Source organism: Pseudomonas petroselini, from assembly GCF_045037875.1.
GTDB lineage: Bacteria > Pseudomonadota > Gammaproteobacteria > Pseudomonadales > Pseudomonadaceae > Aquipseudomonas > Aquipseudomonas petroselini.
Map to the genome: position 1 here is coordinate 1,947,702 of NZ_CP173614.1, position 22,724 is coordinate 1,970,425.

The following is a 22,724-nucleotide window of genomic DNA, read 5'->3' on the forward strand; positions in this document are numbered from 1 at the left end:
GGAGACGGGGATGGAACTCTATACCTACTACCGTTCCACCGCGTCGTACCGGGTTCGCATCGCCTTGGCGCTCAAGGGCCTGGATTTCACTGCCGTGCCGGTCAACCTGCTGGTGCCGGCGGGCGGTGCCAATCGCCAACCCGAGTATTTGGCGATCAACCCGCAAGGGCGTGTGCCGGCCTTGCGCACCGATGAGGGTGAGCTGTTGATCCAGTCGCTGGCGATCATCGAATACCTGGAGGAACGTTATCCACAGGTGCCGTTGCTCTCCAACGACCTTGCGGCCCGTGCCCATGCGCGTGCGGTGGCGTCGATCATCGGCTGCGATATTCACCCGCTGCACAACTCCAGTACCCAGAACCTGCTGCGTCAGTGGGGGCATGACGAGGCAAAGGTGCTGGAATGGATTGGCCATTGGATCAGCCAGGGATTGGGCGCGGTGGAACACTTGATCGGCGATCAGGGGTATTGCTTCGGCGACCAGCCGGGGCTGGCCGACGCGTTCCTGATTCCGCAGTTGTATGCGGCCGAGCGCTTCAAGGTGCCATTGGCGGCGTACCCGCGCATCGGACGGGTGGCGGCGTTGGCGGCACAGCATCCGGCATTTGTGCAGGCACACCCCGCCAATCAACCTGACACGCCTTAGGACCCAATGTGGGAGGGGGCAAAAAATAACCTGTGGCGAGGGAGCTTGCTCCCGTTGGGCCGCGAAGCGGCCCCAGCTCTTTGTTTCAAAAGACTGGGACTGCTGCGCAGTCCAACGGGAGCAGCTCCCTCGCCACAGGTACAGTGTTTGCCCTTAACTGACTGGCATTAGGGCTTGCCCCCTCCCACATTTTGACCTGCGCCACCCTTATAAAAATAATAGGTACTTTGCGATGCACAATCAGATTGCCAGCTTTCGCGCGGCACTCGACGCTCGTCCGGTCTCGCGCTACCAGTGGTTGATTCTTCTGTTGCTGGCACTGTTGCTGGTGACGGATGGCTATGACGCCCAGGTGTTGGGGTATGTAGTTCCAGCGTTGGCTCAGGATTGGGGGCTGGAAAAGGCCGCATTTGGGCCGGTGTTCAGCGCCAACCTGCTTGGGCTGACCTTGGGTTCGCTACTGGTCACGCCATTGGCGGATCGCTTTGGCGTACGACGCATCCTGCTTGGCTGCGTGCTGATCTACGCCAGCCTCACGGTGCTGATGGTGTTCGCCCACTCACTGACCACCTTGATGGCCGCCAGGTTTATCTGCGGTATCGGCATGGGGGGCGCCATGCCCAGTGCCATGGCGTTGATGTCGGACTACTCCCCACCGCGCCTGCGCACGTTAATGGTGACCCTGGCGGCCTGTGGCTTCTCGTTTGGTGGGGCAGCGGGTGGGTTTGTGGCGGCGGGGTTTATCGAAGGCTTCGGGTGGCAGGCAGTGTTTTTGGCAGGTGGCGTAACGCCGCTGCTGTTGTTCCCGTTTCTTGTGCGGTGGTTGCCGGAATCTTTGCCGCGCTTGCTGCGAGATGCGCCGCCGTATGCGCGGCTGCAGGCCGTGACGTCACGCATGCTGCCCGGCTGGCAAGCGCCGCCTGCGAGCGAGGCCGAGAGCCAGCAGGAGCAGGGCAGCAAACTGACCGTCGTGGAGTTGTTCCGCAATGGCTATGCGCGTCCGACGTTGCTGATCTGGGCGACCTTTTTTGTCAGCTTGATCCTGCTGTATTTCATGATCAGTTGGTTGCCGTCGCTGCTGTTGGAAAGCGGGCTGGCGTTGAAAGAAGCCAACCTGGTGACGTCGATGTTCCTGTTCGCCGGCACCTTGGGGGCCATCGGCATGGCCTGGTTCTCCGACCGCTTGCAAAGCAAAGTGCGCCTCCTGTCCGGCGTGATGGCGACGGCGGCGGTGTGCACCATTCTGCTCGGTCTCAACCATGACAACCCGCGCTACCTGGTGGCCTGTGTGTTTGCGGCAGGGTTTTGCATCATCGGTGGTCAGCTGACCCTCAACGCCTTTGCCAGCAATTTCTACCCGGCGCACGTACGCGCTACCGGAACGGGCTGGGCGTTGGGCGTGGGGCGGTTTGGCTCGATCCTGGGGCCGCTGTTTGGCAGCATACTGCTGGCGATGCATATCCCGGTGGAGCAGATTTTCTTCTTTTGCGCGATACCGGCGGTGATCGCGGCGTTGTTGATTATCCGGGTGCGCTCGCCTGGCGGTGTGAGGCCGAACGCCTCGCTGCCGGGCGATATTCTCAAGGCGCCGGGCAATCACTGAGCCAGCGTCAATCAGCGTGGAAGCGCTCGAGAATCGGGCGTCAGTGCACCACTGAATTGGGCGGCAAATGCCCCAGGCGCTCGGTCAGGCGCAGGCGTTGGATCGGGTCTTCGCTGAGCATCAGCGCGTGTTCCAAGTCAAAACGCTCGGCGTTGGGGCAGTCCAGGCGCTGGTACAGGCTGGCCCGTGCCAGGTAATCGGCGGCGCTGGCATTGCCCAGCTCCAGCACGCGCTCGGCGTCGACCAAGGCTTCAAGCGGGGCGTCGTTGGCCAGGTGCAATTGCCGCAGGTTGCGTGACAGCCGCTGCAGGATCGAGCGTGGATCGGCGGTGTGCAGGTGGTCGGCCTGCAGCTTGAGGTTGGGGCCGTATTGGCGTTGCAGCAGGTCACGGCAATCATTGGGGTACAGGCGCCGGCCGCCGCACGGGTCCAGAAGGTGATCGGCGCCGGGGACCCGCAGTAGAAAGTGGCCGGGGAAATTCACGCCGACCATGGGGATATCCAGGCGTCGTGCCAACTCAAGGGCGATCAGCCCCATGGCCAGGGGTTGTCCGCGTTTGCGCTGCAAGACCTTGTCCAGCAGCGCGGCAGCGGGGCGCAGTGGCGTGAACTCATCCTGGGCAAACCCCAAGTCATTCATGCGCCGCAACAACGTCTGGCCCAGTTCATCCGCCGGCACCATGGGCATGCCGAGGCTCACCTGCTGTTGCAGCAACGTCAGCTCCTGCAGGATCAGCAATGGCTGCACTGCCGGGTCATGCTCGGCGGCGATCCACAGCGCGGCTTCAAACAGCGCAGGGGGGGAGCGTTCCAGGCAGGCAAAAAAGGCTTTGCGGGGATTCATTGCATTCTCCGGCGGATGCCCCCGTTTTAGCCTTGCTGGGAATTTTCGTCCAGTGGCTTAGGCGATAACCTGTGCGCTTATGCCGCAAGGCCTGCGAAATCGAGCGGCTTATTCCAGCGTATTTCGGCAGGTTTCTGCCGCAAGCCTATACTTGGCCCACTACCAGAAGTGATTCGGGAGCTTGACGATGTTTGCTCTCATGCACAGCACCCGCCTTGAATCGCTGCACTTGAGCGTCGACCCGGCCACCGGGCTGAAGGCGGTCATCGCCATCCATAACAGCCGCCTGGGGCCTGCTCTCGGCGGTTGTCGCTATCTCTCCTACCCCGACGACGAAAGTGCCGTGGCCGACGCTGCGCGCCTGGCCCAAGGCATGAGCTACAAGGCGGCATTGGCCGGTTTGCCGGTGGGTGGCGGCACAGCGGTGATCCTGCGCCCCGGCCATGTGGAAAACCGCGCGGCACTGTTTGAAGCATTCGGCCGTTGTATCGAGCAACTCGACGGCCGCTACATCACCGCCACCGACAGCGGCACCTCGGTGGCCGACATGGACTGCATCGCCCAGCACACCCGCTTCGTCACCAGCACCAGCGCGGCAGGCGACCCTTCGCCCCATGCCGCCATGGGCGTTTTCGCCGGCATCCGCACCACCGCCATGGCCCGCCTGGGCAGCGACAACCTCGAAGGTTTGCGCGTCGCCATCCAGGGCCTGGGTAACGTCGGTTACGCCCTGGCCGAACAACTGCACGCCGCGGGTGCCGAACTGCTGGTCAGCGACATCGACCACGGCAAGGTGCAGTTGGCCATGGAGCAACTGGGCGCGCACCCCATCGCCAACGACGCCTTGCTCAGCACCCCGTGCGACATCCTCGCGCCCTGCGGCCTCGGGGCCGTGTTCAACCGCCAGAGCGTCGGCCAACTGCGCTGCGCTGCCGTGGCCGGTTCCGCCAGTGCGCAATTGACCAACCTGCAAGTGGCTGACCAACTGGAAGGGCGCGGCATCCTCTACGCCCCTGACTACGTAATCAACTCGGGCGGCCTGATCTACGTTGCGCTCAAACACAGCGGGGCAGAACTGCCGACCATCACCGCGCACCTGTCCAACATCGGCACGCGCCTCACGGAAATCTTCGCTCACGCCCAAGCCGAAAAACGCTCGCCCGCACGGGTCGCGGATGAATTGGCCGAGCGCCTGCTTTACCAATAGCCGGTTATTAAAAAGGCCCTGAATCGATGATTCAGGGCCTGTTCAATTCGGGCTTTATTCCGCCGGTGCGTTCAGCAACTCGGACAACGCGTCCGGCTGGCTCTTGAACGCCTTGGCAAATACATCGCGGTTCTTCGCCATGTAGATCCCGGCTTCTTCCACCTGCTGCTCGCTCAAGGACGGCACGGCTTTTTGCAACACTTCTGCCAGCAACTCAGCGAGTTCAAGCATCTTGTCATGACGGTCAGCTTCGGCTTTATCCATGAACAAACGCTCCAGATCTCGGCTGCTGCGGTATACCACTTCGACGGCCATTCACCACCTCACATGCCTTCACGATAGTTGTCTTTCGCTACTACTGTATTCATATACAGTTAAAAGAGTAAGCCAAACCGTGGGGTTTGGGTAGCAGTTTTTTAATGTAGTCGGGAAATAGAGGTTTGCTACAACGGAAATTTCTGACAACACGGCGAGGTTGCCGGGTAATCCTAAGGTGACACCCTCTTCAATGTGACCCCCAACGGGAGCAAGCTCCCTCGCCACAGGTTATGTGCCACTTAATGAATCTGTGTCTCATGTCATGCTGCCACCATCTCAGTTCCCTGCCCTGGCCTTTTTTCTGCATGCAGAACAACCGTCACGTCCAACCCGCATTATCCGGTCGAGTCGACCTAAGGAAGCATCATCGTGAAAATCAACTGGGCCGAAAGGCTGCGCCAGCAAGTACATGGTCTGGCCGAGTCTCTGGGCAATCTGTTTGTCGAGTCGTTCCACTACCTGGCGCTGTTCGCCATTGGTGCGGTGACCGCGTGGGCAGCGGTGATGGAGTTTCTGGGGATGCTCGAGAATGGGCATATCAAGATTGATGACATCTTGCTGCTGTTCATCTACCTGGAATTGGGCGCGATGGTCGGGATTTATTTCAAGACCAACCACATGCCCGTGCGCTTTCTGATCTACGTGGCAATCACCGCGCTGACGCGTCTGCTGATTTCCAACGTGTCCCACCACAATCCACCCGACATTGGCATCATCTACCTGTGCGGCGGGATTCTGCTCTTGGCGTTTGCGATCCTGGTGGTGCGCTATGCGTCGTCGTCGTTCCCCTCCGTGAAGGTAGAAGGCCCGCGCCGCAAGGGCGAAGCGAGCCTGGAAACCGAGAAGGGTGAGCTTTAAAGCCCGACACTGAAGGGCAGGGGGCTGTTGGGCGGGCGCTGTAGCACTTTGTGATCGCCATCCGTCATCACCGCCAGGATTTCCATGGCACTGTGACCCTGCTCGATGGCGATGCCGAATTGGATACTCTGCACCAGACGCTTCAGCCGCTTTGGATCATTGCGTTGTTCGGCGCTGATCATGCGTTTGGCTACCACACCTTGCTCGTTGGAGAGGGTCAGCATGATGCTGCCGTCCAGCCGTTGTATGCTCAAGTTGACACGATATTCTGGCGTGAACGTGTCGGTGATGATCTGAAAAGGATTGTCCATGGTGCGTTACCGCCTGATAAGAACATGCAGTCATTGACGACCGGTGTCGGGTTTAGTTCGCGTCTCCTGACCACCGGCCACTCCGTCGCTGAAGCTTCACAAGATCCGTTTGCTTCAATGCTGTACAGCAAGGGGCGTGCCGTACAGAGATCTTTCAGACAGTGCGACTCCAATGTGGGAGGGGGCTTGCCCCCGATAGCAGTCTTTCAGCCGAGCATTCATTGGCTGACACACCGCCATCGGGAACAAGCCCGCTCCCACAGTTGTTTTGGGTTGTTCTTGAAGTCGGTGACCTGTTTCAGGGCAGTACCGAGAAAACGATCGCAGACAGCGCAATCAACCCAATCACCACCACAAACACATTCGACAGCTGACCCGAATACTGGCGCAGAGAGGGCACGCGGCGGATCGCGTACATCGGCATCAAGAACAGCAGGCACGCGATGATCGGCCCGCCCATGGTCTCGATCATGCCCAAGATGCTCGGGTTGAAAGTCGCCACGGCCCAGCACGTCAGCACCATAAACAGCGCGGTGCAGCGTTCCAGCCATTTGGACGACATCGAACGGTTACGCCCGCGCAGGGATTTGACGATCAGGCCTTGGAAGCCTTCGCTCGCGCCGATGTAGTGGCCGAGGAAGGATTTGGTGATGGCCACCAGCGCGATCAACGGCGCGGCGTAGGCGATCACCGGGGTCTGGAAGTGGTTGGCCAGGTACGACAGGATCGAGATGTTCTGGGCCTTGGCCGCTGCCAGGTCGGCCGGCGACAACGCCAGTACACAACTGAAGCAGAAGAACATCACGGTCAGCACCATCATGCCGTGGGCGGTGGCGAGGATGCCGCTGCTTTTGCGCTCGGCCTGCGGGCCGTACACGCGTTTCTGGTCGACGGCGAACGCGGAGATGATCGGCGAATGGTTGAACGAAAACACCATCACCGGGATCGCCAGCCACAAGGTCTTGAAGAACATCGGCAGCGGCATGCCCTCGCTGGCAGAGGCGAAGAACGCACCGTTCCAGTTGGGGACCAGGCTCACGGCCAGCAGCAACAGGGCGGCCACGAACGGGTACACCAGCACGCTCATGGCCTTGACGATCACGCCCTGGCCGCAGCGCACAATGGCCATCAGTCCGAGGATCAGCACCAGCGACAGGATCGCACGAGGTGGCGGGGCCATGTGCAGTTGGTGTTCCATGAAACTGCCGAGGGTGTTGGTCAGCGCCACGCTGTACACCAACAGGATCGGGAAGATCGCAAAGAAATACAGCAGGGTGATCAGCTTGCCGGCGCCGACGCCGAAGTGTTCTTCGACCACTTCGGTGATGTCGCCGGATTTGCCCGACAGCACAAAACGCGTCAGCCCACGGTGGGCGAAGAAAGTCATGGGGAAGGCCAGCAGTGCCAGCACGATCAGCGGCCAGAAACCGCCGACGCCGGCATTGATCGGCAAGAACAGGGTGCCGGCACCGATGGCGGTGCCGTAGAGGCCCAGCATCCAGGTGGTGTCGTGTTGGGTCCAGCCGGTGGTCACGGTGTTGTCTGAAACAGGATTTTCGGCAGCAGGTGTACGTACATCGGTCATCGTTATTGCCTCGTTATTATTTTTGCGCGGGCTCACGTTTGGGGCGGGTAGCAGTGCTCCGATCAGCACTCCACCCAGCTGACCGCCAGGCCGCCCCGTGAAGTTTCTTTGTATTTGTCATGCATGTCGGCACCGGTATCGCGCATGGTGCGGATCACCCGGTCGAGGGAAATGAAGTGTTTGCCGTCACCGCGCAGGGCCATTTGCGTGGCGTTGATCGCCTTGACCGCCGCGATGGCGTTGCGCTCGATGCACGGTACTTGCACCAGGCCGCCGACCGGGTCGCAGGTGAGGCCGAGGTTGTGCTCCAGGCCGATTTCGGCGGCGTTTTCCAATTGCTCGGGGGTGGCGCCGAGGATGTCGGCCAACCCCGCAGCGGCCATGGCGCAGGCCGAACCGACCTCGCCCTGGCAGCCGACTTCGGCACCGGAGATCGAGGCATTTTTCTTGCAGAGAATGCCGACGGCAGCAGCGGCCAGGAAGAAATTGACTACGTCGTCGTCAGACGCGTCGGCGTTGAACTTCATGTAGTAATGCAGCACGGCCGGGATGATCCCGGCGGCGCCATTGGTCGGCGCAGTCACCATGCGCCCGCCGGCGGCATTTTCCTCGTTGACGGCGAGGGCGAAGAGGTTGACCCATTCCATCGCCGACAAGGTTGAAGTGATCACATTCGGCTTGCCGATTTCCAGCAGGCTGCGGTGCAGTTTTGCCGCGCGGCGTGGCACGTCCAGGCCACCTGGCAGGATGCCTTCATCGCGCAGGCCTTGCTCCACGCATTCGCGCATCACCGACCAGATATGCAGCAGGCCGCTGCGGATGTCGGCGTCGCTGCGCCAAGCGCGTTCGTTGGCCATCATCAGTTCGGAAACCCGCAAGCCATGCTTGTTACACAAGGCCAGCAGCTCCACGGCGCTGGAAAAGTCGTAGGGCAAATCAACATCGCTGGTCGGCGCAATGCCGGAAGCGGCTTCTGCCGCTTCGATGATGAAACCGCCGCCCACCGAGTAATAGGTTTGCTCACTCAACAGGCCATTTTCGCCATAGGCGTGCAGGGACATGGCGTTGGGGTGGTAGGGCAGGCTCTCGTCCAGCAGCAGGAGGTCTGTGTGCCAGTTGAAGGCAATGTCTTGTGTGCCTGCGAGTAGCAGACGGCCGGACTCGTGCAATTGCTGGATGCGGGGATTGATCGAGCTCGGATCAACCTGATCCGGCCATTCGCCCATCAGCCCCATCACGCAGGCGCGGTCGGTGGCGTGGCCGACACCGGTGGCGGACAGTGAGCCGTACAGGCGCACTTCCACGCGGCGGGTATCGGTCAGCAATTGTTGGTCGATCAGGGCTTGGGCGAAGGTCGCCGCCGCCCGCATGGGGCCGACGGTGTGGGAGCTGGAGGGGCCAATGCCCACTTTGAATAGATCAAAAACGCTGATAGCCATGCTAAAGCCTTACAAGCAATGGAGTAGAAATCGCTGCCATGTTTTGTAGAGCGAGCGGAATTGGCGCGATACTGAGCCTCTGGATCGGCACTGACCAACGAATTATCCTAAGACACCCTTTAGCAGGACTAAACGCTATGACCCGGCCCCTTCATGGCCAGACGTATGTCTGGCTGCACGTTTTTTCCTGCGCTGCGCGGCATTTGTCATTTACGCGTTGCGCCGAAGAACTGCACATCACGCCGGGTGCGGTGAGCCAGCAGATCCGCCAGCTGGAGGAGCGATTGGGTTTCCGTTTGTTTCATCGACGCGCGCGTGGGGTAGAGCTGAGTGCCGAGGGGCAGCGTTTGGCGACGACGGTGGGTGAGGCCTACGGCAGCATCGATGCTGAACTGCAGCGCTTGGACGCGGGGATGATCAGCGGCACGTTGCGGCTGCGTTCGATCCCGTCGTTTCTCGGCAAGTGGCTGACCCCGCGTTTACCGCGCTTGCAGCAACGCTTTCCGGATATCCAATTGCGCATGGTTGCCGAGGACAGCAGCATCGCTCTGCATGAGGGCGATTTTGACTTGGCCATCGACTTGAACGACGGCAGCTACCCCGGCCTGTTATCCACAGCTTTGCTCGACGAGCAGATCTTCCCGGTGTGCGCCCCGAGCCTTCTACGCGGCAGGCCACCATTGCATGGCCCGGCCGACCTGGTGCATTTCCCGTTGCTGCACGACATCACCGCCTGGCGTGGGAGTTATGAGTACGCAGAGTGGGAGTTCTACCTGAATGCCATCGGTTATCACGACGCCGACGTGCGCCGTGGGCATACGTTCAATCGCAACCACCTGACCATCGAGGCGGCCATTGCCGGCATGGGCGTGGCCATCGCGCGGCGCACCTTGCTCAACGATGAATTGGAGCGCGGCACCTTGATCGTGCCGTTCGGCCTGGCCGTGCCCAACCACAAACGCTACGTGCTGCTCTATGCGCCGGGTGCACTGAGCCATCCGGGCGTGCGCGCGGTGCATGATTGGCTGGTGGAGGAAGCAGGGATTTTCCGCGGGTTGCACCCGTTGGGAGAGGGGCAATTGTAAGGTTGGCTAAGCGTAAGAAGATGTAACCAACTCCCCACCCTAACAGCGTTTTTGCTTGTCGTCAGACTTAATTTGTAATGTGGGATTTATCTTTGCAAAGGGGTTGAATTGTTCTTCGGACTGCTCAATTGTGTAATCAAGAGGTCATGGTTTCACCACCCCGGTGTTGCAGTTTGTGACCTCTCACGAGCTAGCTGAAATAAGGGAAGAACTATGCAAATCCAAGTCAATAGCGATAACCATATTGAAAGCAGCATCCGACTGGAGGAGTGGGTACGTACTACCATTGAGAGCACGCTCGAACGTTACGAAGAAGACCTGACCCGCGTGGAGGTCTACCTGCGGGATGAGAACGGCGACAAGCCCGGTCCCCACGATTTAAGTTGCCGCCTGGAAGCACGGCCAAAAGGCCATCAACCGCTGTCGGTACTGCACAAGGCCGATACCCTGGAACAGGCGATCGACGGTGCGGCGACCAAGCTGGACCATGCGTTGGAACATCTGTTTGGCAGACTGCAAGGCAAGCCACGCGCTGCCGGGAAAAGTCTGTCGGACACCAAGGTCAATGAAGATGAGCTTGAACAGGAGTTTCTGGAAAAAGAACGTGCTGTGTTTAACAGCTGATCACTGAAAGTTCTTTCATCCCCCACTGAACGGGCCTGCCATTGCAGGCCCGTTTTCGTTTAGTGTCCGCGCCGGAAGAAATACCTGCTCAACCACGCCAACCCACACGCCCCCCCTCCCGCGAAGAGCATGGCCCAGCCGACGCCATGGCGCAGGGCTGCCTGGGCATCGGTGACGCTAAGGTCCATCGATGAAGCCAGTTTGCCCGCCGCAATGTTTTGGCTGAGGGCCGCCCAATCCAGCGCTGTGCTTTCGGGCAATACAGCAGCCAGTTGATGGCTGATCCCCAGCAACAGCACCAACCCCATCAACGCGATGTTGAGCGCGAGGGTGATCAGCCGCGCGCTGAGGTCGATGCCCGAGGCCATGCCTGCGCGGTCGGCCGAGACTGAACCGGTGGTGGTGTTGGTGGTGGGGGAGTTGGTCAGCGCCAATCCCACACCGGCCGCGATGCAACTGCTCAGCACCAGCACGATGCTTGGCTGCGCGGCAGCGTTTGCTGCGGCCATGCTCAAGAAACCTGCACCCATCAAACCTAACCCAAGAGGGATGATGCGTTCGGCGCCATAGCGCAGGGCCAGGCGTTCGGCCAGTGGCGGCACCAGCAGTGTCGGCAAGGTGTAGGCGAGCAGGGCGCCGCCGGTGGTCAAGGTGTCGTAGCCCAGCCCGGCCTGGAAATACAGCGGCAGGTAGATCATGAACGGCCAGAAGCTGAAGTTCATGCCGATCGAGCCCATCAACGCGCCGTTGAAGCGCTGGATACGGAACACCGAGAAATCAAACATCGGGTGGGCGCTGCGCCGTTCAACAACGATGAACAGCAGCAGTGCGGCCACTGCCAGGCCCGCCCAGCCGAGCATGGCCGGTGTGCCAAAGCCGTGTTCGGTGCCTTGGGTGATGAAGTAGACCAGTGCGAATACCGACAGCGTCAAGGTGAGCATGCCGGCGATGTCCAGGCGATTGCCCGCCGGGTCGCGGGACTCCTGCACGCTGATGTGCAGCAGCACCAGGGTGAACACCGTGAGTGGCGCGTGCACGAGAAACACCCAGCGCCAATCCGCCACCGCCAGGATCAACGCGCCCACCATCGGCCCGAAGCCCAGGCCCATGCCGGCAATCACGCCCCAGATCGCGAATGCTCGCGCCCGCGCTGCCGGTTCGCGGAACAAGTGCGACAAAATCGCGAACTGGCAAATCATCATCGCCCCGGCGCCGATGCCCTGGACGAAACGCGCGGCGATCAGCGTCGAAGCCTGCTCCGCCAGTCCACAGGCCAGGGACGCTAGCCCGAACAGCCACAGGCACAGCACCAGCATGCGTCGGCGGCCAAAGCGATCGGCCAGAGTGCCGGCCGCCATCAACACACTGGTGCAGGCCAGGGTGTAGGCATTCATGATCCATTGGGCGTCCTGGAAGCCAGTGCCCAGTTCCCTTTCAAGGGTGGGCAGGATGACCGGCACGCTGGAGATTTCCAGGCCGAACATCAGGGCGACCAGGCACACGGCGGTCAGCGCGAGACCATTTTTGGCGGTGCGCGGTGGGCTGGCGACCGATAACGTGGCAGCGGGTGGCATGGGGACTCTCCTGTCGTTGGGGTATCGGGCTATTTTCAGGGGAATCTGGTTCTTTATTTGTGATAAGTTTTCCAGTAATACGGGAATCAGGAGCGACAATCGAGCCCATGACCACTCCACGTTTTGATGGCGTTGAACTCTTTCTGCAGATCGTCGAGAGCGGCAACCTGACCGAAGCCGCCGAGCGGCTGAATGTGACGCGCTCGGCAGTCGGCAAGGGCTTGGCGCGACTTGAGGCCCGCCTGGGCACGTGCCTGTTACAGCGCTCTACCCGTCGCCAACGGTTGACCGAGGACGGGCAGGCCTATTACGAGCATTGCCTGCGGGCGCTGGCGGAACTTGAGGCCGCCGAATCCGTGCTGGAAAGCGGACGGCAACAACCCCGTGGGCGGTTGCGGGCCAGCCTGCCATTAGCGTTCGGGCACCACTATGCGGCGCCTGCGCTCTGGGGGTTGATGGATAGATTTGCCGAATTGGAGATCGAGATTTCTTTCTCTGACCGGCTGATCGACGTTGCCCAGGAAGGCTTCGACTTGGCGGTACGCATCGGCGCGCTGCCCGACACCGACCGCTTGAGCGCCCGTCGCCTGGGCGAGCAGGCGATTGGCCTGGCGGCGTCACCGGCGTACTTGCAGCGCGTGGGTCAAATAGAGCGCATCGAGGACCTGGCCGGGCATCGGGGCATTGCTTATCGCTGCAGTGCCCCGCGCCAGGAGTGGGCGCTCAATGACGAGCAGGGCCGCCCACACCGTGCGCGGGTGGCCTCGCCGCTGATGATGGATGACCTCCAGGCCGTGGCCGATGCCGCCATCGCGGGCGTGGGCCTGGCCTGGTTGCCCAGTTGGCTGATCGCCCACTATGCGCTGCGCGGTCAGTTGCAAGCGGTACTGCCTGGTTACTGCGAGCAGCCCTCGCCGATCCACGTGATCTGGCCCACGGCGGCGCACATGCCGGCCAAGACGCGCTGTGCCATCGACGCGTTGGTGGCCGGCACGCCCTCGTGCCTGGCGGGCAGTTAGAACTCAGGATGAACATAGGCATTGTGGTGAGCGGGCTTGCCCCGCGCTGGACTGCGTAGCAGGCCCATTTTTCAGGGTCGCTGCGCAACCCGGCGAGGGGCAAGCCCGCTCACCACAACAGGCCCACTCACCACAGGTTATTTGTGGCTCGAGCCGTTAGAACGCGATGGAGGTCTGCACATACACCGTGCGTGGCTCACCGACGTATTTGCCTTTGTTGTTATCGTCGAATGAACGTGTGTAGTACTGCTTGTTGAAGATGTTTTTCACTCCCACCGCCACGTTCAGATCCGACAGCTGCGGGCCGAAGTCGTAGGCGGCGCGGCTGCTGAACAGCATGTAGCCGGGGATGCGCCCGTTCGCACCGTCGGCGCTTTCGGCCTGGGTGTTGGCGTTGTCGGCGAACTGGCTGCTCTGGTAGCTGCTGTCCAGGTTGAGCTTCCAGCGGCCTTCGGTGTAGCCCACGCCGAGGGTGCCCTTGTGTTTTGACGAGAAGGGCACGCGGTTGCCTTTGTTCGGGCCGTCTTCGCGGATGGTGGCGTCCACGTAAGCGTAGCTGGCATACACATCGAACCCTGCCAGCGCCGGGCTCAAGCCGTCGAGGGCGTAGTTGATGCTGGATTCGATGCCCTGGTGACGGGTCTCACCACGGGCAATCACCGAATCATTGGTCTGGTTGCTTTCGTACTGGTTGTCGAAGTTGATCAGGAACGCGCCGATTTCCGCGCGCAGGCTGCCGTTGTCGTAGCGTGTGCCGAGTTCCCAGGTGCGCGCTTTTTCCGGTTTGACTTCGCCGCTGGTCACACGGTTGGGCATCTGGCTGTATTGCACGCTGCCGAACGAACCTTCGGTGTTCGCGTAGAGGTTCCAGTCGTCGGTGAGGTGATAGAGCACGTTCAATGCCGGCAGCGCGGTGTTGTAGTCACCCTTGTATTTAACGTTGCTGAGGTTGTTGGTTTGCTGGGACTCGATCATCTCGTAGCGAATGCCCGGGGTGATGGTCCACTTGCCGATATCAATCCGGTCATCGATGAAGAAAGCATTGGCCTCGGTGCCGCCACGGGTGTCGCGGTCATTGCGGCTGTCGGTGGTGGGGATTTGCTGGTTGGCGGCAATCGGCGTGCGGTAGCGCAGTTCGTGGCCGGCCTCGTTGATATAACGGTAGCCGACGCCCACTTCGTGGCTGGTCGGGCCCAGGTCAAAGCCTTGGGCGAAGCGCGTTTCCAAGCCGCGCACCCAGTACTCGCGCGGGGACAGCGACAGGAACGTGCCTTGGTCGAGGTAGCCGCTGCGCAGCGTCTTGGTGAAGAAACTGTTCACGGTGAATTCGCGACGGTCCTGCTCATAGCGATAGCCGACGTTGAACATCGTACGGCGGCCCCAGAACTTGTCGTAGGGACGGGTGGACTGATACGGATCGGCCTTGTAGTCCGCGACGTTCAAACCACCGGGCATATCGGCTTGGCCTTCGTAGTATTGCGCCATGGCGTTGAAGCTGTTGGCATCATCGAGCTGGTATTTACCCTTGAGGATCAAGTCGTCAATGCGCGTGTTGCTGTTCTCGCGCCAGTCGCCGCCTCGGGTGCCGGAGTACAGCAGCGCGCCGCCCAGGCCGTTGTCGGCGGTGCCGCCGGCGAGCAGGTTGCCGGTGGTCTTGAAGCCGTCGTGGCTGGAGGACGGGCTGGTTTCGGTCTGCAGGCCGCCTTTGACCGTGGGCGCATCCGGGATCGCGCGGGTCACGAAGTTGACCACGCCGCCGACGTTCTGCGGGCCGTAGCGCACAGCGCCGCCGCCGCGTACGACGTCCACCGCATCCATGTTGCCCATGCTGATCGGCGCGAATGAAAGCTGCGGCTGGCCGTAAGGCGCGAAAGGCACCGGGATGCCGTCCATCAACACCGTGGAGCGCGAGGCCAGGCGCGGGTTGAGGCCGCGAATGCCGAAGTTAAGCGCCATGTCGTGGCTGCCGGTGCCGTTGTTGTCCGGTGCGTTGACGCCGGGGATGCGGTTGAGCACGTCCTTGGCCTGGGTCGCACCCTGACGCTCGAACTCTTCGCGGCGGATCACATCACGGGCGCCTGGGTGTTCGAATACGTTGGTTTGCGCCGCATCGCCGAGCCAGTCGCCGACCACGCTGGACGTGCCCAATTCGATACTGGCCGGTGCCGTGACCGGTTGCAGGCTGTAGGCATTGTCGCCCTCGGCGCGGGCTTGCAGGCCGGTGCCTTCCAGCAGTTTTTGCAGGCCGTCTGCGGCGCTGTAATTGCCGGACAGGCCACGGCTCTGTCTACCCGCCGTAACCTCGGAACCGAAGGAAATCAGCACGCCCGCTTCGCGGCCAAACTGGTTCAACGCAGCTTCCAGCGATGTCGGGGCGATGTGATACGGCTTGGCATCGGCCGCCATCACCGGCGGCAATACGGTAAGACTCAGGCTGGCGCCGAGTAGGAGTTGGCGCAAGGTGCGGGCGAGAAGCGTCGGTTGCTGGGGCATGAACAGCGGTCCTGAGAAGGAAGGATCAAGGTGGCTTTCCTTCTCTGTCACGCGAGGGGTGGAAAACGGCTCATCGTTTTTGAAATTAATCTCAGGCGCGTGCCTGCACCGTCACCCAATACCGCGTAAAGCGCCGTACTTTCACCGGCAGGCTCACTTCCAGCAGGTCGAGAATGCGTTCGCTGTCATCCAGCGGGTAGCTGCCGGAGATCAGCAGGTTGGCCACCTGTGGGTCGCAATTGACCTGGCCACGACGATAACGGCCCAGTTCGCCGAGGAAATCTTCCAGGCGCATGTGGGATGCGACCAGCATGCCGTCGGCCCAGGCGCCGCTGTTGGCGTCGGTGGGGCGCGGGGTGTCCCAGCCTTTGCGGGTGAAGTTGACCTGGCGCCCAGCCTCGACCGTCAGCGGCAGGCCGCTGTAGGTGTTGGGCATCACCTCGGCGCGGCCATCGAAGACCGTCAGTTGGGTGTGATCGTTGAACTGGCGCACATTCAAGCGCGCCGCCTGGCTGGTGAGCAGCCCCTGGCCGGTCAAGACATTCAGCGGCGTATTGCCTGCGAGGCTGGTCAGCAGGATCTCGCCTTCAAGCAGGCGGATCAGCCGCTGCCGGCCATCGAAATGCACGTCTACCGCGCTGCCGGTATTGAGCTGCAATTGGCTGCCATCGGCCAATTGCACCTTGCGACGCTGGCCGACGGGGCTGCGATAGTCGGCGGTCAGCGGCGGCAGGATATGTTGCTGGCGCAGGCTCCAGGCGGCGGCCGAACCGGCACCGAGGACCAGCAGTAACTTGAGGGCCTGGCGGCGGCTGGTGGAGGTCGGCGCATTCAATGCGGCATGGGCCAGGGGCGAGGGCATGCCGCGCAGGCGCTGATTCACGCGCTGCATATGGTCCCACGCGCGCTGGTGTTCGCTGTGGGCGTTCAGCCATTGCTGCCAGGCCGCTTGCTGGCGAGGGTTGAGCGCGCCTTGCTGCATTTCCATCAGCCAGTGCACGGCTTGTTCGGCGACTTGTGTGGAAAAATTCATAGGGCGAAATAGCAGCGCATGGCCGCTTTGTTCAGGTGGCGTTTGACGGTGGCGACGGAGATGCCCAGTTCAGCGCCGATTTGTGCGTAGGTCAGGCCATCCAGCTGGGCCAGCAGGAAAGCGCGTTTGACCGGCACGGGCAGGCCGTCGAGCAGCTGATCCAGCTCCACCAGGGTTTGCAGGATGATTGTGCGTTCTTCTTCCGACGGCGCGACGTGCTCGGGCATGTGCGCCAAGGCGTCGAGGTAGGCGCGTTCCAGGTCCTGGCGGCGGTAGAAGTTGAACAGCACGCGCTTGGCGACGGTGGTGAGAAACGCACGGGGCTCGATCAACGGGGGCGTTTCCCGTGCGGTGAGCACGCGAATGAAGGTGTCCTGTGCCAGGTCGGCGGCACTTTCCGGGCAGCCGAGCTTGCGTCGCAACCAGCCGGTGAGCCAGCGGTGGTGGTCGTTGTACAAAACTTCGACGGTGTTGGACGGGCTCAACGGGGACACTCCACAAGCATCGCCATGCTTTAGAGAACAAGAATTGTTCGCATTGTAGGGTGCGTGAGCGGCTTCGGCAATCCACCTGCGCAGGTGATTCATCCGTTCTGTTTTGCTTATGAGAATATTTATCATTAATATTGCGTGCTGATGAACCTGGCGCTTCCCGCATGAAAAGCAAAACCTCGCTGCCTGTCTCCTATCGTCTTGCTGTGACCTCGCGCGTGCTGGCTGCCGTGGTGGGGGGGTACCTGATGGCTTCCCTGGCCAGTATCTGCTTGGCGCTGTGGATGCCTATTTCCCGTGCTGACGCAGTGATCACCGGGATGATGAGTTCGTTCGTGTTCTATCTGCTGGCCGTGCTCTGGTGTTTCGCCTGCCGCAGTGCCGTGCGCGCCTGGTTGGGTGTGATGCTGCCGAGCGCGGCTTTCGCCACGTTGGCGGGTGTGGGGTTCTGGATGGCACGCACATGAAAGAGGGCTTTCGCCAGGCCATGGCTTGGCTGCACACCTGGGCTGGGCTGATCTTTGGCTGGCTGCTGTTTGCGATTTTCCTGACCGGCACCTTGGCGTATTTCAAGGACGAAATCAGTCATTGGATGCAGCCTGAAGTACAGGCCCATCCGCTCGACGACACACGCAGCCTCACGGTGGCACAGGCGTATCTGCAGCAGCAGGCACCGAATGCCGCGCGCTGGTTCATCACCTTGCCCGACAGCCGCGACCCTGGCCTTTCGGTGATGTGGCAAGACAAGGTCGACCCCGGCAAGCGCGGTAATTTCATCCAGAAAACCCTCGACCCGGTCAGCGGCCAGGCCGTGCAGGCCCGTGAAAGCATGGGCGGCGAGTTCTTCTATCGCTTCCATTTCCAGCTGCAGATGCCTCACCCGTGGGGCCGTTGGCTGTCGACCATTGCCGCGATGGTGATGTTTGTCGCGCTGATCACCGGCATCATCACCCACAAGAAAATCTTCAAGGACTTCTTCACCTTCCGCCCCCGCAAAGGCCAACGCTCCTGGCTCGACGGGCATAACGCGGTGGGCGTGCTGGTGCTGCCATTCCATTTGATGATTACCTACAGCAGCCTGGTGATCTTCATGAGCATGGTGATGCCGGCGCCGATCCTGGCTTCTTATGGCAACGACACCCGCGCCTTTTTCAGCGAGGTGTTCCCCAACACCAACAACGCGCCGGCCTTGGGCCAGCCAGGCACATTGCGGCCGCTGGTGCCGATGTACGAACAGGCACGGGCGCAGTGGGACGGTGGGCATGTGGGGCGCGTGGCGGTGAATAATCCCAGCGATGTAAACGCCTCGGTCAATGTGTTCCGCGCAGGTTCCGACAGCGTGGTGCACGATTTCGGCAGCACCGTTTCCTTCAACGGCAGCACCGGTGAGCTGTTGCGGGTGAGTGGTGGGCAGTCACTGCCGGCGGCCATCGGCGGCAGTTTCTACGGCCTGCACATGGGCCATTTCGCCGGTCCGGTCCTGCGCTGGTTGTACTTTATCTGTGGCTTGGCGGGCACGGCGATGATCGGCACCGGGCTGGTGATCTGGCTCGGCAAACGCCAGCTCAAACACGCTAAAGCCGCGGTCATGCCGTTTGAGTTGCGCTTGGTGGAAGTACTCAACATCGCCAGTATGTCCGGGCTGATGATCGCCATCGCGGTGTTTTTCTGGGCGAACCGTCTGCTACCGGTGAGCTTCGCCGAGCGTTCCGACTGGGAAGTGCAAACCTTCTTTATCGCCTGGGGCCTGAGCCTGTTGCACGCCATCCTGCGGCGCGGGCGACAGGGTTGGGTCGAGCAGTTAAGCGTCGGCGCGCTGCTGTTTATCGCCATTCCGCTGCTCAATGCGTTGACGACCTCGCACCACCTTGGCGTTTCGCTGGCCACCGGCGATTGGGCCATGGCCGGCTTCGACCTGACTTGCCTGGCCAGCGGAGTGTTTCTCGCCTGGGCCGCCTGGAAGATGCAGCATCGCACCGCGCCGGTGCCCAAGGCTGAACGCGCACGCCCGTTGACGCTCAAGCAGGAGACGAACTGAATGCTGCTCGCTCTGCTGATGTGCTACGCCGGGTTCACGGCACTGTGCTTGTCCACTGACCGTCACCACGGCGAGCTGCTGCACAGCAAACCCTCGCCCCGGCGGCGCCTGGGGTTGCGTGTGACCGGCTGGTTGCTGCTGACGCTGTCGATCTGGCCGGCGGTGAGTGTCGTCGGTTGGGGGCAGGGCCTGGTGGAGTGGTGCGCCGTGTTGATGCTCAGCGCGCTGCTGTTGGTGCTGTTGTTGCCGTATCGGCCAAGGCTGGCCTTGATCCTGGCAGGCGTCGGCCTGCTGGCCAGCCCGGTTGCGGCGTTTGCCACCCTTTGAGCCCACCTTGATGATCAGCACCCCACCCGAATCCCAGGACAGCCAGCACGCTGACGCGGCCGGTGGACGTGCGCATTTCCTGCAGGTGTTCTTGTCCCAGCGTTCGCAGATGGAAGCCCTGGTAAGTCGACGCGTGGGGTGCCGCGCCACGGCGGCTGACCTGGTGCAGGACCTGTTCCTGCGCTTCTGGCGCCGGCCGCTGGTGCAGGTTGAAGAACTCAGCACCTACCTGTTGCGCTGCGCCGGCAACATCGCTATCGACCACCTGCGCAGCGAAGGCGCACGGGTGCGCAGCAGCGAAGGCTGGCTGCCCGAGCAGCAAGACAACCAGGGCTCCGAACCCCAGGCGGCGCTGGAGGCAGGCAACGATCTGCGCCACGTCGAAGCGGCCCTGCGCAGCTTGCCCGAGCGTACGCGGCAGATTTTCCTGCTCAACCGCATCCACGGCCGTAAGTACGCCGAAATCGCCAAGGCCATGGGCCTGTCCCAAAGTGCCGTGGAAAAACATATGATGCGTGCCCTCGAAGCCTGCAAAGCCAGCCTTCGCGAACCTTCATCCCCCCGCACGCCAGGGAAAGCACCGTGAACGTCACCCCCACGCCCGCCCAGGAGCAAGCCGCACTGGCCTGGCTGAGCCTGCTGCACGACCAGCCCAGCAGCGGCGACCAGGCTACGTTCAGCCAGTGGCTGCGGGCCGACCCTGCGCACGTCGCGGCCTATTCCCAGGCGCAGGTGCTGTGGGAGTTGAGTGAAGTACCGGCGCGCAAGTTGGCGGACGAGGAGGCGTTGGCATTGCAGGGCTACCTTAATGCCATGCATGCCTCGAAGCGTTCGCGGGTCGTGCGCTGGTCCGGGGCGCTGGCCATGGCCGCGTGCCTGGTGGTGATGGCGTCGATGGGCGCCGGTTGGCAGCCGTCGCGCTGGGTCGATGACTTTGGCGCGGACTATGTGACGGCGCCCGGAGAAATCAAAACCGTCACCCTGGCCGACAAGTCCCAAATCACCCTCGATGCCGACAGCGCCATTGCTGTGGATTTCAACCATGGCGAACGGCATATCCAACTGCGTCGGGGCGCGGGCTTTTTCAGCGTGACCCACACCGGTGAGTCCTTCGTCGTGGCGGCGGGCAGTGGCGAAGCGCGGGTGCTGGGCACACAGTTTGAAGTCCGTCTGCAACCGGCAGGCGCTCAGGTAACGGTGTTGTCCGGGCGGGTTGGCGTGACGCCGTCAACGCAGGGCCAGCAGCAGATTCTTACGGCGGGCCAGCAAGTGGCCTACACCGATGGCATTGCCGATCAGATGCACGCGGTCGACAGCGAATCACGCCTGGCCTGGCGCGACGGCTGGCTCAACTACTACAAGGCGCCGCTGGCCGACGTGGTCAAGGACCTGGAGCGTTATTACCCTGGTCGCATCCTGTTGCTCAATGACGAGATGGGCGCCAAGCGCGTCAGCGGCAGCTTCCCGAGCCAGGATCCGCAGGCGGTGCTGAATGCATTGCAGGCGGTACTGGGTTTTGAACAGCACCATGTGCTGGGGCGAATGATCGTGGTGCGCTGATTACTTCAGCGCCGCCATGATTTTCTCCGGGCTGTAGTCGCGAATCAGCGTGCCGTTCACGTCCACGAACGGAATCCCGCCGCCGCCCAACGCCTCATACGCCTTGCGCGCCTGGGCGTCCTTCTCGATATCGAACGCCTGGTAGGGAATGCCTTTCTGGTCCAGGAACCGGCGGATCTGTTTGCAGTACCCACACCATTCGGTGGAATAGAGCACCACGCGCGCCGACGTGCGCACGTGCTCCGGCACCCCTTGCGAGGGGTTGAACACCCGCTCGATCTTGCCCCAGTTCTGGATCACCACCACGACCAGCAACACCAGCAGGACTTTCTTGAAAACCCCGCCCAGCATCAGTTGCGGCGCTTGAGCTGATCGGTCAGTTGGGTTGGCAGGCCCTTGATGATCAAGGTGCCGGCGGCTTCGTCGTACTCGATCTTGTCGCCCAGCAGGTGCGCTTCAAAGCTGATGGACAAGCCCTCGGCTCGGCCGGTGAAGCGGCGGAACTGGTTGAGGGTACGCTTATCGGCAGGGATTTCTGGCGACAGGCCGTAGTCCTTGTTGCGGATATGGTCGTAGAAGGCTTTTGGCCGATCTTCATCGATCAATCCGGAGAGTTCTTCCAGGCCCATCGGTTCACCGAGCTTGGCCTGGCTGCTGGCGTAGTCCACCAGGGTCTTGGTTTTCTCGCGGGCGGATTCGTCCGGCAGGTCTTCGCTTTCGACGAAGTCGCTGAAGGCCTTGAGCAGGGTGCGGGTCTCGCCCGGGCCGTCGACGCCTTCCTGGCAGCCGATGAAGTCGCGGAAGTATTCCGAAACCTTCTTGCCGTTCTTGCCCTTGATAAAGGAAATGTACTGCTTGGACTGCTTGTTGTTCTGCCACTCGGACACGTTGATGCGTGCCGCCAGGTGCAGCTGGCCGAGGTCCAGGTGACGCGAGGGAGTCACATCCAGCTCGTCGGTCACCGCCACGCCTTCGCTGTGGTGCAGCAGGGCGATGGCCAGGTAGTCGGTCATGCCCTGTTGATAGTGGGCAAACAGCACGTGGCCGCCGGTGGAGAGGTTGGACTCTTCCATCAGCTTCTGCAGGTGCTCGACAGCGGTGCGGCTGAAGGTGGTGAAATCCTGCCCACCCTCGAAATACTCCTTCAACCAGCCGCTGAACGGGTGCGCACCGGACTCGGCATGGAAGAAACCCCAGGCCTTGCCTTGTTTGGCGTTGTAGCTCTCGTTGAGGTCGGCAAGCATGTTCTCGATGGCGGCCGACTCGGCAAGCTCGGAGTCGCGGGCATGGAGAACTGCAGGTGTGCCGTCGGGTTTTTTGTCGATCAGGTGGACGATGCAGTGACGGATCGGCATAGGCTTCTCGGCTGGTTGATAGGGGAGCGGTTGGCCTCCCCGAAAAGTCGCCAAGTGTACCGCACCATTGGCCAAGACGTGCTTCGAAGGGTGTTTCGAGCACCCTCCGACGGGCCATATGCCTTTTTTTCACGGTTTAGAGCGATAAAGCTGACCAAATGGGTAGGTAGAAGCGGATATTTCCCCGTCTCTGTGCTAGTTTTGCCCCGTCTTACGCCAAGTCTCGGCGATAAGCGTGCATTCAGCATCTGTCAGGTCGAACCAATCCCCGTTTCAAGCATCTATAACCCCGATCTCCGTGGTTATAGCCGGGG

General features: G+C 61.6%; 23 protein-coding genes. 12 read left to right on the forward strand and 11 right to left on the reverse strand.

Annotated features, from left to right (window positions below; genetic code table 11):
* The first annotated feature begins 10 nt into the window (after window positions 1-10).
* The gene (maiA, locus tag ACI512_RS09105; protein ID WP_236380743.1) at window positions 11-646 is read left to right on the forward strand and encodes a maleylacetoacetate isomerase; all 636 of its coding nucleotides are present in this window, start codon (window positions 11-13) and stop codon (window positions 644-646) included.
* A gap of 232 nt (window positions 647-878) precedes the next feature.
* A complete protein-coding gene (locus ACI512_RS09110; RefSeq protein ID WP_405121743.1) occupies window positions 879-2,249 on the forward strand; it encodes an MFS transporter in 1,371 nt (456 codons plus the stop codon).
* A 40-nt stretch (window positions 2,250-2,289) separates the two neighbouring features.
* Here ACI512_RS09110 and ACI512_RS09115 read toward each other — a convergent pair whose 3' ends face one another.
* Entirely contained in the window at window positions 2,290-3,093 is an 804-nt protein-coding gene (locus tag ACI512_RS09115) for a SirB1 family protein (protein WP_012722372.1), read from the reverse strand.
* Window positions 3,094-3,280: 187 nt separating this feature from the next.
* Here ACI512_RS09115 and ACI512_RS09120 point away from each other — a divergent pair, with 187 nt between their 5' ends.
* Window positions 3,281-4,300: a Glu/Leu/Phe/Val dehydrogenase dimerization domain-containing protein gene (locus ACI512_RS09120; protein WP_043204825.1), complete on the forward strand. Its 1,020-nt coding sequence runs from the start codon at window positions 3,281-3,283 to the stop codon at window positions 4,298-4,300.
* Between the two features lie 54 nt (window positions 4,301-4,354).
* Here the strand turns inward: ACI512_RS09120 and ACI512_RS09125 are convergent, their stop codons facing one another.
* A complete protein-coding gene (locus ACI512_RS09125; RefSeq protein ID WP_012722374.1) occupies window positions 4,355-4,615 on the reverse strand; it encodes a YebG family protein in 261 nt (86 codons plus the stop codon).
* Window positions 4,616-4,987: 372 nt separating this feature from the next.
* Here ACI512_RS09125 and ACI512_RS09130 point away from each other — a divergent pair, with 372 nt between their 5' ends.
* Window positions 4,988-5,476 (forward strand): phosphate-starvation-inducible protein PsiE, encoded by a 489-nt coding sequence (locus tag ACI512_RS09130; RefSeq protein WP_012722375.1) that lies wholly within the window; start codon window positions 4,988-4,990, stop codon window positions 5,474-5,476.
* Here the strand turns inward: ACI512_RS09130 and ACI512_RS09135 are convergent.
* From ACI512_RS09135 to ACI512_RS09145, 3 genes are all read right to left on the reverse strand, one after another.
* Window positions 5,473-5,787, reverse strand: coding sequence for a DUF3509 domain-containing protein (locus ACI512_RS09135; RefSeq protein ID WP_231807884.1), 315 nt, complete (start codon window positions 5,785-5,787; stop codon window positions 5,473-5,475). The two genes, ACI512_RS09130 and ACI512_RS09135, sit on opposite strands and share 4 nt — an antisense overlap.
* 298 nt (window positions 5,788-6,085) lie before the next feature.
* Entirely contained in the window at window positions 6,086-7,372 is a 1,287-nt protein-coding gene (locus tag ACI512_RS09140; RefSeq protein WP_012722377.1) for a serine/threonine transporter, read from the reverse strand.
* Window positions 7,373-7,434: 62 nt separating this feature from the next.
* Window positions 7,435-8,811 (reverse strand): L-serine ammonia-lyase, encoded by a 1,377-nt coding sequence (locus ACI512_RS09145; protein WP_046034377.1) that lies wholly within the window; start codon window positions 8,809-8,811, stop codon window positions 7,435-7,437.
* 137 nt (window positions 8,812-8,948) lie between these two features.
* On the opposite strand from ACI512_RS09145, the gene ACI512_RS09150 reads away from it, so the two are divergent.
* Both ACI512_RS09150 and ACI512_RS09155 read left to right on the forward strand, forming a co-directional pair.
* Entirely contained in the window at window positions 8,949-9,896 is a 948-nt protein-coding gene (locus ACI512_RS09150) for a LysR substrate-binding domain-containing protein (RefSeq protein WP_012722379.1), read from the forward strand.
* Window positions 9,897-10,109: 213 nt separating this feature from the next.
* On the forward strand, window positions 10,110-10,520 hold the full coding sequence (locus ACI512_RS09155; RefSeq protein WP_012722380.1) for an HPF/RaiA family ribosome-associated protein: 411 nt from the start codon (window positions 10,110-10,112) through the stop codon (window positions 10,518-10,520).
* Window positions 10,521-10,579: 59 nt separating this feature from the next.
* Here ACI512_RS09155 and ACI512_RS09160 read toward each other — a convergent pair whose 3' ends face one another.
* Window positions 10,580-12,094 (reverse strand): MFS transporter, encoded by a 1,515-nt coding sequence (locus tag ACI512_RS09160; RefSeq protein WP_236380751.1) that lies wholly within the window; start codon window positions 12,092-12,094, stop codon window positions 10,580-10,582.
* A gap of 107 nt (window positions 12,095-12,201) precedes the next feature.
* Here ACI512_RS09160 and ACI512_RS09165 point away from each other — a divergent pair, with 107 nt between their 5' ends.
* Window positions 12,202-13,113, forward strand: a complete 912-nt coding sequence (locus tag ACI512_RS09165) for a LysR family transcriptional regulator (protein ID WP_236380755.1) — start codon at window positions 12,202-12,204, stop codon at window positions 13,111-13,113.
* A gap of 156 nt (window positions 13,114-13,269) precedes the next feature.
* Here ACI512_RS09165 and fecA read toward each other — a convergent pair whose 3' ends face one another.
* The 3 genes from fecA to ACI512_RS09180 all read right to left on the reverse strand — a co-directional run bounded on the left by fecA (window position 13,270) and on the right by ACI512_RS09180 (window position 17,124).
* The gene (fecA, locus tag ACI512_RS09170; protein WP_231807881.1) at window positions 13,270-15,606 is read right to left on the reverse strand and encodes a TonB-dependent Fe(3+) dicitrate receptor FecA; all 2,337 of its coding nucleotides are present in this window, start codon (window positions 15,604-15,606) and stop codon (window positions 13,270-13,272) included.
* Between the two features lie 91 nt (window positions 15,607-15,697).
* Window positions 15,698-16,639: a FecR domain-containing protein gene (locus ACI512_RS09175; protein WP_064054836.1), complete on the reverse strand. Its 942-nt coding sequence runs from the start codon at window positions 16,637-16,639 to the stop codon at window positions 15,698-15,700.
* Window positions 16,636-17,124 carry a sigma-70 family RNA polymerase sigma factor gene (locus ACI512_RS09180; protein ID WP_236380758.1) on the reverse strand — a complete coding sequence of 163 codons (489 nt, stop codon included), beginning with the start codon at window positions 17,122-17,124 and terminating at the stop codon, window positions 16,636-16,638. Before ACI512_RS09180 ends, ACI512_RS09175 begins: the two co-directional genes overlap by 4 nt.
* Window positions 17,125-17,294: 170 nt before the next feature.
* On the opposite strand from ACI512_RS09180, the gene ACI512_RS09185 reads away from it, so the two are divergent.
* Genes ACI512_RS09185 through ACI512_RS09205 form a run of 5 tightly spaced genes read left to right on the forward strand, consistent with a single transcriptional unit; the run spans window position 17,295 to window position 21,055 of the window.
* Window positions 17,295-17,597, forward strand: a complete 303-nt coding sequence (locus tag ACI512_RS09185; protein ID WP_236380760.1) for a DUF3649 domain-containing protein — start codon at window positions 17,295-17,297, stop codon at window positions 17,595-17,597.
* Window positions 17,594-19,168, forward strand: coding sequence for a PepSY domain-containing protein (locus ACI512_RS09190; RefSeq protein WP_236380762.1), 1,575 nt, complete (start codon window positions 17,594-17,596; stop codon window positions 19,166-19,168). The genes ACI512_RS09185 and ACI512_RS09190 overlap by 4 nt, the downstream gene beginning before the upstream one ends.
* Window positions 19,169-19,495, forward strand: coding sequence for a DUF3325 domain-containing protein (locus ACI512_RS09195; protein ID WP_064054839.1), 327 nt, complete (start codon window positions 19,169-19,171; stop codon window positions 19,493-19,495).
* Between the two features lie 7 nt (window positions 19,496-19,502).
* A complete protein-coding gene (locus ACI512_RS09200; RefSeq protein ID WP_043204830.1) occupies window positions 19,503-20,081 on the forward strand; it encodes an RNA polymerase sigma factor in 579 nt (192 codons plus the stop codon).
* Window positions 20,078-21,055: a FecR family protein gene (locus tag ACI512_RS09205; protein ID WP_236380766.1), complete on the forward strand. Its 978-nt coding sequence runs from the start codon at window positions 20,078-20,080 to the stop codon at window positions 21,053-21,055. The genes ACI512_RS09200 and ACI512_RS09205 overlap by 4 nt, the downstream gene beginning before the upstream one ends.
* Here the strand turns inward: ACI512_RS09205 and ACI512_RS09210 are convergent, their stop codons facing one another.
* A complete protein-coding gene (locus ACI512_RS09210; RefSeq protein ID WP_064054842.1) occupies window positions 21,056-21,406 on the reverse strand; it encodes a glutaredoxin family protein in 351 nt (116 codons plus the stop codon).
* Window positions 21,406-22,410, reverse strand: coding sequence for a nucleoid-associated protein YejK (yejK, locus tag ACI512_RS09215; protein WP_012722392.1), 1,005 nt, complete (start codon window positions 22,408-22,410; stop codon window positions 21,406-21,408). Before yejK ends, ACI512_RS09210 begins: the two co-directional genes overlap by 1 nt.
* Window positions 22,411-22,724: the final 314 nt, after the last annotated feature.